This is a genomic window from Kitasatospora sp. NPDC001540 (assembly GCF_042894345.1).
Lineage (GTDB): Bacteria > Actinomycetota > Actinomycetes > Streptomycetales > Streptomycetaceae > Kitasatospora > Kitasatospora phosalacinea_C.
The window spans coordinates 1-13,681 of sequence record NZ_JBIAVO010000028.1 but is presented as its reverse complement, the minus strand read 5'-3'; the positions used below and the strand labels follow the sequence as shown (position 1 = coordinate 13,681).

The 13,681-nt window shown below is 73.6% G+C and carries 10 protein-coding genes and 1 riboswitch; of the genes, 5 read left to right on the top strand and 5 right to left on the bottom strand.

The window, feature by feature from the left end; all coding sequences use genetic code 11:
- Nucleotides 1-36: 36 nt before the first annotated feature.
- The 4 genes from ACFY00_RS27485 to ACFY00_RS27470 all read right to left on the bottom strand — a co-directional run bounded on the left by ACFY00_RS27485 (nucleotide 37) and on the right by ACFY00_RS27470 (nucleotide 5,867).
- Nucleotides 37-456 (bottom strand): hypothetical protein, encoded by a 420-nt coding sequence (locus ACFY00_RS27485; RefSeq protein WP_388034211.1) that lies wholly within the window; start codon nucleotides 454-456, stop codon nucleotides 37-39.
- 224 nt (nucleotides 457-680) lie between these two features.
- A complete protein-coding gene (locus ACFY00_RS27480) occupies nucleotides 681-3,779 on the bottom strand; it encodes a SpoIIE family protein phosphatase (RefSeq protein WP_388034210.1) in 3,099 nt (1,032 codons plus the stop codon).
- Between the two features lie 162 nt (nucleotides 3,780-3,941).
- Nucleotides 3,942-4,538: an Imm21 family immunity protein gene (locus tag ACFY00_RS27475; RefSeq protein WP_388034209.1), complete on the bottom strand. Its 597-nt coding sequence runs from the start codon at nucleotides 4,536-4,538 to the stop codon at nucleotides 3,942-3,944.
- Nucleotides 4,539-4,628: 90 nt separating this feature from the next.
- Nucleotides 4,629-5,867 (bottom strand): IS110 family transposase, encoded by a 1,239-nt coding sequence (locus ACFY00_RS27470; RefSeq protein ID WP_388034208.1) that lies wholly within the window; start codon nucleotides 5,865-5,867, stop codon nucleotides 4,629-4,631.
- Nucleotides 5,868-6,390: 523 nt separating this feature from the next.
- On the opposite strand from ACFY00_RS27470, the gene ACFY00_RS27465 reads away from it, so the two are divergent.
- The 3 genes from ACFY00_RS27465 (at nucleotide 6,391) to ACFY00_RS27455 (ending at nucleotide 9,697) form a co-directional block, all read left to right on the top strand.
- Nucleotides 6,391-7,338, top strand: a complete 948-nt coding sequence (locus ACFY00_RS27465; protein ID WP_388034207.1) for a pseudouridine synthase — start codon at nucleotides 6,391-6,393, stop codon at nucleotides 7,336-7,338.
- A 145-nt stretch (nucleotides 7,339-7,483) separates the two neighbouring features.
- Nucleotides 7,484-8,383: a diiron oxygenase gene (locus ACFY00_RS27460; RefSeq protein ID WP_388034206.1), complete on the top strand. Its 900-nt coding sequence runs from the start codon at nucleotides 7,484-7,486 to the stop codon at nucleotides 8,381-8,383.
- A 141-nt stretch (nucleotides 8,384-8,524) separates the two neighbouring features.
- A complete protein-coding gene (locus ACFY00_RS27455) occupies nucleotides 8,525-9,697 on the top strand; it encodes a CapA family protein (protein ID WP_388034205.1) in 1,173 nt (390 codons plus the stop codon).
- A 37-nt stretch (nucleotides 9,698-9,734) separates the two neighbouring features.
- Here ACFY00_RS27455 and ACFY00_RS27450 read toward each other — a convergent pair whose 3' ends face one another.
- Nucleotides 9,735-10,991 (bottom strand): transglycosylase family protein, encoded by a 1,257-nt coding sequence (locus ACFY00_RS27450; protein WP_388034204.1) that lies wholly within the window; start codon nucleotides 10,989-10,991, stop codon nucleotides 9,735-9,737.
- 3 nt (nucleotides 10,992-10,994) lie between these two features.
- A riboswitch (cyclic di-AMP (ydaO/yuaA leader) is annotated at nucleotides 10,995-11,158 on the bottom strand.
- 454 nt (nucleotides 11,159-11,612) lie between these two features.
- On the opposite strand from ACFY00_RS27450, the gene ACFY00_RS27445 reads away from it, so the two are divergent.
- Together ACFY00_RS27445 and ACFY00_RS27440 are read left to right on the top strand one after the other, a co-directional pair.
- The gene (locus ACFY00_RS27445; RefSeq protein WP_388034203.1) at nucleotides 11,613-12,944 is read left to right on the top strand and encodes an MFS transporter; all 1,332 of its coding nucleotides are present in this window, start codon (nucleotides 11,613-11,615) and stop codon (nucleotides 12,942-12,944) included.
- A 130-nt stretch (nucleotides 12,945-13,074) separates the two neighbouring features.
- Nucleotides 13,075-13,479 (top strand): MFS transporter, encoded by a 405-nt coding sequence (locus ACFY00_RS27440; protein WP_388034202.1) that lies wholly within the window; start codon nucleotides 13,075-13,077, stop codon nucleotides 13,477-13,479.
- Nucleotides 13,480-13,681 lie beyond the last annotated feature (202 nt).

Here is a 13,681-nt window from a genome sequence, read left to right as displayed (position 1 = left end):
CGGCGGACCCGCCCGGCCGGGGCGGCGCCGAGGGCGTCAGTGCGAGGAGGAGGCGTCCCCGCCGACCGCGAGGGCGTCGCCGCCGCTGCCCAGCGCGTCGCCGCCGACGGCCAGGGCCGAGCCGCACAGCGCCTCGGCGTCGCCGCCGACCGCGCCCGCGTTCCCGCCCTCGGCCCAGGCGTCCCCGCCGACCGCACCGGCGCTGCCGCCCAGCGCGCCCGCGTCCCCGCCGACGCCCAGCGCGTCCCCGCCCTGGGCCCAGGCGTCCCCGCCGACCGCGAGGGCGTCGCCGCCCTGGGCCGCCGCGTCGCCGCCGACGGCCAGTGCCCCGTGCGGGTGCGTCTCCTGGTGGTGGTTGTGGTGGTGCGAGTGGGCGGAGGCGGTGCCGGCTCCGCCGAGCAGGGCGAGCCCGGTGAGGAAGGTGGCGGTGGTGACCTTGGCGAGGCTGGAACGCATCGAGTTCTCCATGCTCAGCGCCGAACGCGGTGGCGTCGGACGCGGGTTGGTGCGGGACGCGACGATCATCGGCGCCCGCGGGCCCGGGCCGCACGCGGCGGTCCGGGCGGTCACCCGGCCGGGGCAAGGGCACCGCCGCGACGGGTGAGCGCGGTACCGCCGGATGCCGTACGGGGCGACGTGCGGGGTTGACGCGCTTGCGGGGAAAGGGAGTTGAGGACGCGTCAGTGTGACGATCGGACCGGAAGCTCCATCTCGAACCAGACCACCTTGCCGTCCCGGGTCGCCCGACTGCCCCAGCGGTGCGCCAGCTCGTTGATCAGCAGCATTCCCCGTCCGCCCTCGTCGTGCTCGCCCACCGGCCGCAGCCTCGGCTCCCGGCTGTCCGCGTCCGACACCTCCACGGTCAGCAGCGCCCCCCGGAACATCCGCAGCTGCATCGGCGAACCCGCGTGCAGCACCGCGTTCGCCAGCAGCTCGCCGGTCAGCAGCACCACCGGCTCCACCAGCGAGGTCAGCCCCCAGCCGGTCAGCGTCCGCCGGACGAAATCCCGGGCGTACCGCAGCAGCGCCGGATCGCCGGACAGCGCCAGGGTCGCCAGCCGGTCCGCGCCGACCGGACCGGCGTGCGCCATGATCACCGCCACGTCGTCCTGCCCCAGCGTCGACCCGAACGCCCCCAGCACCGCGTCGCAGCCCCGCTCCAGGGTCGGCTGCCGCTGGGTGACCGTCGCGCGCAGCAGCTCCAGGCCGTCGTCCAGGTCCTGCCCGCGCCGCTCCACCAGCCCGTCCGTGTACAGCACCAGCAGCCCGTCCTCGCGCAGCGGGAAGCGCACCGACTCGAACGGCACCCCGCCCACGCCCAGCGGCGCGCCCGGCGGCGGCTCCACCAGCCGGGCCTCGCCGTCCCGTTCCGAGAGCACCGGCGGCAGGTGGCCCGCGGAGGCCAGGATGCACTCCTCGTCCACCGGGTCGAACACCGCGCACACGCAGGTCGCGAACTGGCCCTCGCCGAGCTGCGCGGTCGCCTCGTCCAGCCGCCGCAGCACCCGGGCCGGGTCGAGGTCCAGCGTCACCAGCGTCCGCGCCACCGTCCGCAACTGGCCCATCGTCGCGGCCGCCCGGATGCCGTGCCCCATCACGTCCCCGACGATCAGCGCCACCCGCCCGCCGGTCAGCGGCACCACGTCGAACCAGTCGCCGCCGATCTCGTCGCCCACCGTCGACGGCAGGTACCGGTGCGCTATCTCCAGCCCCGGCGTGCCGTGCACGTCCTGCGGCAGCAGGCTGCGCTGCAGGGTCAGCGCGGTGTCCCGCTCCCGCCGGTACAGCCGGGCGTTGTCGATGCACACCGCGGCCCGCGCCGCCAGCTCCTCGCCCAGCGCCCGGTCGGCCGGGGTGAACGACTCCGGGTTCGCCAGCCGGACGAACTCCACCCCGCCCAGCACCTGGCCGCGGGCCAGCAGCGGCACCATCAGGTACGAGTGGATCCCGGCGTCCAGGCCCGGCTGGACCCGGTCCGGGTGCGCGACGATCCGGCGCAGCTCCGCCTCGTCCACGTGCGGCACCAGGATCGACCGGCCGGTGCGCATCGCCTGCGCGTACAGCTTGGCCGAGTGCGTGGTCTCCCCGACCTGGTCCGCCGCCCCGGTCAGCAGCGTGCCGCCCTCCCGCTCGCCCACCGCGACCGCCCGCAGCGCCACCGAACCGGACTCCGGCACCGGCTCCGGGTCCTCGCCGGTCAGCACCGCCTCGCGGATGTCCACCGTCACGAAGTCCGCGAACCGCGGGATCACCACGTCCACCAGCTCCTGCGCGGTGATCGACAGGTCCAGCGTGGTGCCGATCCGGGTGGAGGCCTCGTTCAGCAGCGCCAGCCGCTGCTGGGCGGCCTCCGCGGCCTCCAGCGCCCGCTGCCGCTGCTCGGCGGCGTCCCGCTCCCGGGTGTACAGCAGCGCGTTGTCGATCGAGACCGCCGCCCGCGCCGCCAGCTCGCCGGCCAGCGCCAGGTCGGCCTGCCCGTACGGCGCCGTGTTCCGGGAGCGGAAGAACGTCGCGGTGCCGATCGCCGCGCCGCGCGCGATCAGCGGCACCACCATCAGCGAGAGCACCCCCTGGGCCCGGATCGCCCCGCCGCGCACCGGGTCGTCCGCGAACCAGCTCATCGCCGCGCCGTCGGTGCGCGGCACCAGCACCGGACGCCCGTGCGACAGCGCCCACGCGTACGGCGTGCTCGGGTGCAGCCGCTGCACCGAACCGACCGGTGCGATCGGGGTCATCCCGCTGCCCGGCACGGTGTGGAACGCCAGCCTGCGCAGCACCGCGGACCGGTCCCTGCGGTCCGGCAGCGCGGGCGGTTCGCCCCGCACCAGGCCGTCCAGCACCTCCACCACCACGGTGTCGGCCAGGATCGGGGCGGCGGTCTCGGCCAGCTCCCGGGCCGTGGTGGCCAGGTCCAGCGTGGTGCCGATCCGGGTGGAGGCCTCGTTCAGCAGCGCCAGCCGCTGCTGGGCGGCCTCGGCGACGGTCTCCGCCTCGAAGCGGTCGGTGATGTCCACGACCGTGGTGCTCACCCCCAGCACCGTGCCGTCCGGCTGCTCCAGCCGGAAGGTCGACACCGACCAGGCGTGCTCGCGCTCCGGGTCGGCCGCCGTCCGGCCGTGCGTGCGCAGGTCCACCAGCGGGCGGCCGTCGGCCATCACGCGGCGCATGGTGGCCTCGGCCGTCCGGCCGTCGATCCCCGGCAGCAGCTCGGTCAGCCGCCGTCCCAGGTGCTGCGCCACCGGCAGCCCGTTGATCCGGGCCAGCGCCTCGTTCAGCCGGACGAAGCGCAGGTCGGTGTCGAGCACGCCCATGCCGACCGGCGACTGCGTGAAGAACCCGTTCAGCAGCGCCAGGTCCGCCGCCAGCCGTTGCACCTCGCTGACGTCGGACGCCACCGCCAGCACCATCGGCGAGCCGCTGCGGTCCAGCACCGGGTACGTCCGGAAGTCGAGCTGCACCAGGTGCCCGTCCCGGTGCCGCACCGGGTAGACCCCGGCCCAGGGGCGGCCGCTCAGGATCCGGGCGAACAGCTCCAGCGCCTCCGGGCGCCGCTCCGGGCCGACCAGGATGTCCGCCGCGCGCGTGCCCACCGCCAGGTCCGTCGGGAAGCCGAGCAGGGCCTCCGCGTCCGGGCTCCAGTGCAGGATCCGGCCGTCCGCCGCGATCAGCGCCGTGGCCACCGGGATCGCGAGCAGACCGTCCGGTACCGACGCGCCACCTGCCGCGAGCGGGGAGGTGGTGCGGGTCCGGGGTGCTGTGCGCTGTCTGTCGGTGTCCATCTGGCCACCTGCCGTTCCGGAGGGTGGTCACCGCCCTGCCATCGTCGCACGGCGGGCCGCCCGCGCCCAGACGGGTGACCTGCCGCTAGACACCTCACGGCGCCAAGGAGTCAAGACTGGGCGCGGGTGGAACTCGCTGTTCGAATGCCCAAGGCACGGTTGCTAACGAGTGGGTTCGGCTTCTGGATGGAGCTGAACCACACCGACCCAGGCGCCCTCGCTGGCCCGCTGGTGGAACGCGCGGACTCTCCAGCGCCCTGCAGGGACGGGGACCGGGGCTTCGTCCGGCAATCCTCTGCCGTTCGGGTAGGGCACTCCGAGGTCCTTGCCAGCCTCGGCCGAGTCCATGAGGACTGCGGGGCCGTCGGTCTCCCAGACGCCGCACTCCTCCCACTGCGTCGCCGGGTCGCTCAGTACGATCTCGGCGGCTGCCAGCAGCTCGGTATCGGAGTCGGCCGCGAGCCATCGCATGAAGGCCCGGTGTTCGGGCAGGTAGCAGGTGCTGTCGGGCGTATCGCCCAGCACGAGAGCGGTCGCGGAGTCGGTTCCGCGCAGGCTGATCACCCCGGCGTAGTCCGCGACCGCGCAGGCCCGATCGTAGTCGTCCTGCTGGTCGGTGTTGCCGAGGATCATGCCGTCCTCGGTGCAGCCACCCCAATTGTGCAGTGCGGACACCGGGACGACGATCAGTGGGCCGCCCATAGACCCGACCCAGGTCAGTTCGAGTCTCAGACGGGCAGGGTTCGGGGTATCGCTCATGCCCGCAGTGTGCCGCTGGCCTGTGACAGACAGGGAGGCGGGGGTCGTTCACTCCTCAGGGCGAGGTGGGGTGTCGGTTCACCCAATCGTCTACGCCGCTGCCGCAGCGGGCTCCTGCGCGGTAGGGAAGGCGATGAGCTCGTCGAACAACTTGCGGTTTTTGAGGCAGTGGTAGAGCTGGCCGAGCATGCGGTTGAACAGGTTTCGCTGGGCGGCCGCGTGCCAGTCACCGGCGTCGTCCCGGCGGTGGCGGTAGTGGGCTTTGGCGCCGGGTGAGGCGGTAATCGCGGAGAAGGCCCATAGGTAGCCGGCGTGGTTGAGTCGGTCGTTCTTCACCCATCTGCGGGTGATGCTGGACTTCTTGCCAGAGGCCCGGGTGATGGGGGACGCGCCAGCGTATGCCTTGAGACCGCGGGCGTCGGCGAAGCGTGCGCGGTCGTCGCCGATCTCGGCGAGAACCCGGGCGCCGAGCTGGGTGCCCAGGCCTGGGAAGCTGAGGATGATCTCGGCGTCCGGGTGTTGAGGGAAGGCATCCTCCACCGCATGGGCGAGATCGTCGGCCGCCGTGCAGGCGGCCGTGAGCTGGCCGAGGAGGGCGAGCATCTGCTGGCCGAGCGCCTCTTCGACCGGAGCGGCTTGGTGGGCCCAGTCGGCGCGGAACACCTCGCGTAGCCGTTCCGTTTCCGCCTCGATACCGCGTTTGCGGCCGACCCGCTTGAGGGCCGCAGTGATCTGGGGGCGGGTCAGGCGGGCGGCCTGGGTCGGGGTGGGAGCGAGCCTGAGCAACTCGCGGGCCTCCGGGCGGCACAGGCCGTTGTCCCACTTGGCGAAGGCGTCCAGGGCAGCGGGGTAGTACTCCCGCAGCAGCGAGCGTAGCTGGTTCGCCATCTGCTGCCGGTTCCAGACTGCGTCCTGCTGGGCCCGGGCGAGAACGGCGATCGCGCGGGCCAGGTCACTGTCGTTGGGCAGGGGCCGGTGGGCGTGCATGTCAGTGCGCAGGATGTTCGCCAGTACAAGGGCGTCACCGGGATCAGATTTCTTGCGGGAGACGGCGTGCCGGTCGCGATAGCGGGCGGCAGCCATCGGGTTGATCGCGAACACCTGCCGTCGGCCAGTCCGAAGGACAGCGACCAGCAGGCCGCGAGACGTCTCGATCGCAACCGGGATCGGGCACTCTTTGGTGTCGCCGTACTCGGCAAGCAGGCCCAGGAGGATCTCGTAGCCGGCCAAGTCGTCGGTGATGTGCCGTTTGGCCAGCAACTGGCCAGTGTCGTCGACCAGGGCGACGTCGTGCGTTTTCTCAGCCCAGTCAATGCCGCAATAGATCAACTCTAACTCCCCGGGACGCGGTGTCTGCGCTGGTTACGAGCGCATGCGGGGCCACGCAGCGACCTAATTCCAGGACTCGACCGTCTGGTCGGTCCGCCACCTCACTAGCCGTTCGTGGCACCAGCGCGCCGCGCGGGCCTCGGTCTGTTGCGAGCGCTTGAGCAGCTCGGGTAGATCGAGAGGTCACCGTGCGGCGGGCTCGCACCACCAACACCAACGAGTGATCAAGTACGAGGTGTTGACGGTGGTGGTCACGCAGACGCCGGACACCGCCGCTCTGGGGCAAGGCCGCGAAGCCAGGTGCTATCTAGGCGTCCATCCGATGTCCACACGACCACCACTGCAACGAGCGCCGGGGCCGTGTGCCGCTCTAGCGGGAGACCTCAACGGTCCGGGTGGACCCAGGCATCACGCCCCAACGTTCGAGCGGACTGGTGGCAACCCCGGGTTCCCGCCATCCGCTAAGAAGGAATTAGGGTGGACCGGATGGACACCCGTCGGACGAACCCCCCGGTGGCGCGCGGTGGTGCGTAGGAAACCCGCCCCCGTCAGCCCGCTGCCGCAACGCGACGGCATCGACCCCGTACACGTCAGACTGCCGCTGGAGGGCGCCTGGCCGACGGTGCGCGCCTACCTGGAGGAGCGCTACGGCGCCGCCGCCGGGGACGGGCGGATCGCCGCGATGCTCGCGGCCGGCGAGTTCGTCGCCGCCGACGGCCCGGTCGCCGCCGACGCGCCCTACGAGCCCGGCGGCCACGTCTGGTTCCACCGCGAACCCGGACCGCCCGAGCCCGTGGTGCCCTTCCCGGTCGAGGTCCTGCACCGCGACGAGCGCATCGTGGTCGCCGACAAGCCGCACTTCCTCGCCACCACCCCGCGCGGCAGCCACGCCACCGAGACCGCCCTCGCCCGGCTGCGCCGCGACCTCGGCCTGCCCCGGCTCAGCCCCGCCCACCGCCTGGACCGGCTCACCGCGGGCGTGGTGCTGTTCGTCGCCGACCCCGCGCTCCGCGGCGCCTACCAGGGCCTGTTCGAGCGCCGCGAGGCCGTCAAGGAGTACGAGGCGATCGCCCGGTACGAGGAGGGCGCGGCGGCCCGGCTGCCCGCCGTGGTGCGCAGCCGGATCCGCAAGGACCGCGGCCGGCTCGACGCGTACGAGGAGTCCGGCGAGCCCAACGCGGAGAGCCGGATCGAACTGGCCGAGGCCCGCGACGGCCTGGGCCGCTACCGCCTCGCCCCGCGCACCGGGCGCACCCACCAGCTGCGGGTGCACATGAACGGGCTGGGCCTGCCGATCCTGGGCGACCCGCTCTACCCCGAGGTGCTGGGCGAGGGCGACCCCGAGGACTACCGGCGCCCGCTGCAACTGCTGGCGCGCTCGCTGGAGTTCACCGACCCGGTGGACGGACGGCGGCGGCGCTTCACCAGCGGCCGGGTGCTGGCGGCCTGGCAGGACCCGGCGGGCTGGTAGGGCCGGGGAGCACGGGGCAGGCGGACCGTCAGGCGCCGGTCGGGGCCGCTTCGCGCGTGCTGTATTGACGGAAAGTCTAATAACTTCTACCTTCACGGCAGGGCCACCACTCCACCCTCTCCGCCCCCACCGCGAAGGAGCCGGCATGTCGCCCCACCCTGCCCGCACCGCCCCCGACCGGGAGCGCACCGCCGAACGCCTGCTCGCCTCCTCCGCGAAGCTCTCGTTCAACCCCCTCACGGACGTCGACTGGGACGCCGACCCCGTCCCCGGCGCCTACTACTGCCCGCCCCGCCACCTCTCCCTCTACGGCACCGACCTCTGGGAGCGGATGAGCGAGGAGCAGCGGATCGAACTCTCCAAGCACGAGGTCGCCTCCATCGCCAGCGTCGGCATCTGGTTCGAGGAGATCCTCATGCAGATGCTGCTGCGCCACGCCTTCGACCGGGACCCGACCAGCAACCACGTCCAGTACGCGCTCACCGAGATCGCCGACGAGTGCCGGCACTCGATCATGTTCGCCCGCATGATCGCCAAGATGGGCGTCCCCGCGTACGGCGCCGGGTTCGTCGCCCACAACCTCGGCCGGCTGTTCAAGGCGATCTCCACCCACAGCCAGACCTTCGGCGGCACCATGTACGTCGAGGAGATCCTGGACGCCTTCCAGCGCGAGGTGATGAACGACGAGACCCTCCAGCCGCTCACCCGCCAGGTCTCCCGGATCCACGTCATCGAGGAGGCCCGGCACATCAGTTACGCCCGCGAGGAGCTCGTCCGCAAGCGCCTCGGCCCGGTACGTCGCCGGTACGAGCAGCTGTTCATCGGACTGATCGTCTACTACGCCACCACCGCGCTGATCCACCCCCGGCTCTACGCCGCCGTCGGCATCGACCCCAAGGTCGGCAAGGCCGCGGCCCGCGCCAACCCGCGCTGGCGGGCCACCAAGGTCGAGATGGCGCAGAAGGTCGTCTCCGTGCTCGACCGGGCCGGGCTGGTCGGCCGGACCAACCGCTGGCTGCTGCGCGCCGCCGGAGTGGTGGCCTGAGCGGGCGCCCCCGGGGTGCCGCGGGGGCGGAGCCGTCCGGTCCGGTTCCCGGATCGTGATCATTCGGTGTCGGTGTGGGCTTCCGGTGTTCGAACGACGCGGATAAAGTGCGTCGTCACCGAACCACCGGGGGGTCCGTTCATGCACCGCGCCACGGCCGGCACAGCCGCTGCCGCCGCCACCGTCCTGCTGCTCAGCACCGTCGCCGGATGCGGCGGACCGGAGCCCTCCGCGGACCGGGCCGCCAGCGGCGCGGCCACCGCCGCCCCGGCCTCCGGCACACCCGAACCCACGGGCGCCGCGACCGCCGCGCCCACCGGACCGGCCCCCGGGGCGTCGGAGGGCGGCGCTCCGGCGGGCACCGGTACGGGCGGCAGCATCACGGTGGCGTTCGCCGGAGACGTCCACTTCGAGGGGCGCACCGCCTCCCGGCTCGGCGCCGCCAAGGCCGACACCGCCCTCGGCCCGATCTCCGGCACGCTGTCCGCCGCCGACCTCGCGGTGCTCAACCTGGAGACCGCGATCACCGGCCGGGGCAAGGCCGAGCCCAAGACCTACACCTTCCGCACGACGCCCAAGGCGCTCGACGCGCTCAAGGACGCGGGCGTCGACGTGGTCTCCCAGGCCAACAACCACGCCGTCGACTTCGGCCCCGACGGCCTTGCCGACACCCTCGCCGCCAAGGCCGCCTCCCCGATACCGGTGATCGGCATCGGCAAGGACGCCGAGGAGGCGTACGCCCCGTACGTCACCACCGTGCGCGGCGTGAAGGTCGCCGTCCTGGCGGCCAGCCAGGTCAACGAGATCACCAACCAGAAGTGGCGGGCCGGCGCCCACAAGCCCGGCATCGCCTCCGCCCTCGACGAGAACGCGCTGCTGCGCGCCGTCGCCGCGGCGAAGGCGCAGGCGCCCGTGGTCCTGGTCTACCTGCACTGGGGCGACGAGGGCGTGGCCTGCCCGACCCGCGCGCAGACCGGCCTCGCCAAGGAGCTCGCCGACGCCGGAGCGACCGCCGTGGTCGGCACCCACGCCCACACCATGCTCGGCGCGGGCATGCTCGGGAAGACCTACGTGTCGTACGGCTTCGGCAACTTCCTCTGGTACGGCACCTCGAACTACACCGCCTCCGACGAGACCGGCGTCACCACGCTCACCGTCACCGCGGACGGCCGCGTCACCGGCGAGGACTTCACCCCCGCCCACATCGACGGCCGCGGCGTGCCCGTCCCGCAGACCGGCAGCGCCGCGAAGGCCGCCCAGCAGCGCCGCGACGGCCTGCGCGGCTGCACCGGGCTGGCCGCCGTCCCGAAGTGACGGCGGCTCAGCCGGGCGCGCACCGGCGGAGCGGGGGTCAGCCCAGGTCCAGCACCTGACCGGGGCGGATCAGGTCCGGGTTCTCGCCGACCACCTGCTGGTTCGACTTGTAGAGCTCGGACCAGCCGCCGCCCACGGCGTGCTCGCGGGCGATCGCGGCCAGCGTGTCACCGGGGTTGACGGTGTACGCCTGCGCGGACGGGGCGGCGGTTGCGGCCGGTGCCGGGGCTGCTGGGGCGGCCGGGGTCGGGGTCGCGGGGGCTGCCGAGGCCGCCGAGGTCGCCGGAGCGGTGGACGCGCCCGCGGTGGGGGGCGCCGTGGTGCCGCTGGGGGTGGCCTCGGGGGTGGTGCCGGTGCCGGTGCCGGGGTCGGCCGACGGACTGGGGGAGGGGATGACCGGGAGGGTGGGGATCAGACCGCTTCCGTTCCCGTTCCCGTTTCCGGGGTTGCTCCCGTCTCCGTTGCCGTTCCCGTTGTTCCCGTTCGAGGTGCCGTCGCCGCTGCCATTGGCGTTGCCGCCGTCGGCGGGGGTGCTCGGGCTGGGCGTGGCGCTCGGGTCGGCGGGCAGCAGCGGGACGCCGGGGGCGGTCGGCGGGAGGGTCGGCGTGGCCTGGGCGTCCGGGGCGGGGGTGCTCGGCTGCGGCTGGGGGTGGGGGTGGGCCAGCTGCATGTAGCGCTCGTACAGGCTCTGGTGGCTGGTCCAGAACCAGGCACCGTTCTTCTCGTACCAGTACACGTGGGAGACCGGGTCGTAGCCGGGCAGGCCGGAGAAGACCGGTGCGGCGTTCCCGGCCGGGACGGTGCTGCCGTCCGGGGCGGCGTTGACCGCTGCGACGCCGCGGGCGCCGCGCAGCGAACCCGTCTCGTCCGCGGAGTCGTTGTCGTCGACGACGCCCGGTGCGGTGGCGGTGTTCAGGCCCGCGTCGTCCGCGCAGGCGGACCAGGGCGAGGGGCCCTCGGTGGCCAGGATGCGCTCGGCCACGGCGATCTGCTGGCTGCGGGTGGCCCCGTTCGGCAGCGGGGCGTACTGGGTGCCGCCGTAGTCGGTCCAGCGCTGGGCGTTGATCTGCAGGCCGCCGTAGAGGCCGTTGCCCGGGTTGGAGGCCCAGTTCCCTCCGCTCTCGCAGTCGGCGACCCGGTCCCAGACCGCGCTGGGAGCGGCGTGTGCGCCGGTCGCGGCGAGCAGCGGCAGGGCGATGCCGACGCCGGCCACGCCGGCCGCCGCGATCGCGCGCTCGGCGGCCTTCTCCGCCGGGCCCTGCCGGCGGTGACGTCCCGAACCCGTGAAGAGCATGCAGGATCCTCTCCGCACGCCTGCGAGGTGAGCTGTCGGGTTCGGACCGGGAGGAGGCCCGGCCGCCACGCCCCGGTCACCCGGCGCGGACGGCTTCACCCCTAGCCGTGGGGAACGGCAACAATCGTGGTTCCCCCGCCCCCGTCCAAGGGTGGTGGTGGTCGACCCGACAGCGCGGCGGACGGGGTTCGGCGTATTCGCGCGCGGGGCCCGGCGGTGCGGGCTGGGAGGAGCCTATTCACTCGAACGTGGCAATCACAAGCGCGTCGCGCCAGGATCACGTCCTCGTCACGCCGGTTGCCGCCTGGTGCGTGGGCGACCTGTTGACGGCGCTTCGGGCGGAGGTGGACGTCCGTCAGACGGAGGGAGGGGTCGGCGGATCGGCTGGAGAAGTCTGGCCGATCGGTGGGATTGGGAGGGAGGGCAAGAGGGAAGGCCCGCGCCCGGGTTCGGCCGTGAGGTGGGAGGTCGGAGTCAAGTCCCCTTCTGCTGACGGGAGTTCGACGGAAAAGGGGCATTGGTGGCGTTGCGGATAAATCACGCGACAGGGGGCCGGGGGCCTTCCTACGATCGCCCTGCTCGCTGCGTCAGCCGAGTCGCCGGGTTCGTCGAGGAGGTCCCGTGGGTGTCGTGATTCCTGAAGTGCTCCGTGTCGAGCGCCAGTTCGCCCGGCTGTTCGTCGGCCAGGCGCTGTCGGTCCTGGGCGACCGGGTGTCGTTCGTGGCGCTGCCCTTCGCGGTGCTGTCGATCGGGGGCTCGGCGGCCGACGTCGGGCTGGTCACGGCCGCCGGGCTGCTCCCGCTGCTGGTGTTCACGCTGGCCGGGGGAGTCTGGGCGGACAGACTGCCGAGACAGCGGATCATGCTGGCCTCCGACCTGGTGCGGTGCGCCGTGCAGGCGGCCGTCGCGGTGCTGCTGTTCACCGGTACCGCCCGGGTCGGGGTGCTGGCGTTGCTGATGGCGCTGTTCGGTGTCGCCGACGCCTTCTTCCTGCCCGCCTCCACCGGGCTGCTGCCCCTGCTCGTCCCCGCCGACCGACTGCGCGAGGCGAACGCACTGCGCGGGTTCGTGCAGTCGAGCAGCCTGGTGGTCGGGCCCGCGCTGGCCGGCCTGCTGATCGCCGCGGTCGGCCCGGGCGGGGCACTGGCGATGGACGCCGCGAGTTTCGCGGTCAGTGCGGCCGTGTTGGCTCGGCTGGGCGCGGTCGGCGGCCCGGCGGTCAGTGGCCCGGCGGCCGACGTGGTGGACGGCGCCGGTGGCGGGGCGGAGCGAGGTGCGCGGCTCGGGTTCCTGGCCGAGCTCCGGGTCGGCTGGCAGCAGGTGCGCAGCCGGACGTGGGTCTGGGCGGGGATGCTGGCGCTGGCGGTCTACCACGTGGTGGTGCTGCCCTCGGTGTTCGTGCTCGGGCCGGTGCTGGCGGAGCGCGAATGGGGCGGGGCCGGTGCGTGGACCGTGGTGGTCATCGCGTTCGGCCTCGGCTCGATCGTGGGAGACGTGTGCGCCTACCGCCTGAAACCGGCCCGCCCGATGGCGGTCGCGGCCGTGGCGCTGGCGGTCGCCTCCTGCCAGGCGCTGATCATCGGGTCCGGCGCGCCGGTCTGGGCGATCGCCGTGCTGGAGGCGGTCACGGGGGTGGGGGTGTCCCTGTGCTTCGTGCTGTGGGAGACCTCGCTCCAGGTGCACATACCGGAGCGGGTGCTCTCCCGGGTCAGCTCCTACGACCACCTGATCTCCGTCGCCCTGATGCCGCTCGGGCTGGTGCTGGCCGGTCCGCTCTCCGACGGTCTCGGCGTGCGTCCGACGCTGTTCGGGATGACCGTCCTCGCCGTCCCGGCCTCGCTCGCCCTGCTGGCCATCCCCGCGATCCGCCGCCTGCCCGGGAGCCTGCCGACCGGGGCCGACGCGGCCTCCGGGCAGCCCGATCCCGCTCCCGGGGCGGTGGTGGGAGCGTGACCCCGCCCATGGATCGAACCCGTCCAAGAGACATGGGAACGCCCTGGCCCGCGGGCGAGCAGCCCCGGCTGAGCACCGCCCGACCAGTCCGCACCACCAGCCTCGGCGGCCGGGCGCTGTCCGCCGCCGGTTGGGCGGGCGTGGTCAACAACCTGAACGACGCCCTGGCCTGGGCGCATCGGCATCCTCGCCGCGCTCCGCCCGGCGGTCCGGGGCATGGGGTGCGGGGCAACTGCTCACCGGCTGGTGGTCGGACCGCCTCGGCCGCAAGCACCTGATCACCACCGGCATGCTGCTCCAGGCGGCCGCCCTCGGCCTGGTCGCGGTCGCCGCCACCTTCCCGGTGCGGGAGACGGCCCGGGCCCTGCTCGGCGCAGGCCCCGCACTGGTCCACCCGACCCTGCTCGCCGTCATCGGGGACGCCGCCCACCTGGCTGCGCGGGACCGGGCCGTCGGCGTCCACCGGCTGTGGCACGACGGGGGTTCGCGGTCGGGGCACTGGTCACGGGTGTCCTCGCCGACGCCCACGGCCTGACCACCGCGGTCCGGTCCGTCGCCGCCCTCACCGCGGCGGCCGGGGTCACGGGCGGAGGTGCGGAGGCACGAGACCCGTCCGCGGGCGGTCGTGCAGGGCCCCGCCGACTAGTAGTACTTCGTTACGTTGAGCGATCTTGCCTGTTGGTGGGCATCTTCTGGGTGTGAAGCTGGGGGATGTGGAGCGGCTCCGGGGCGAGTTG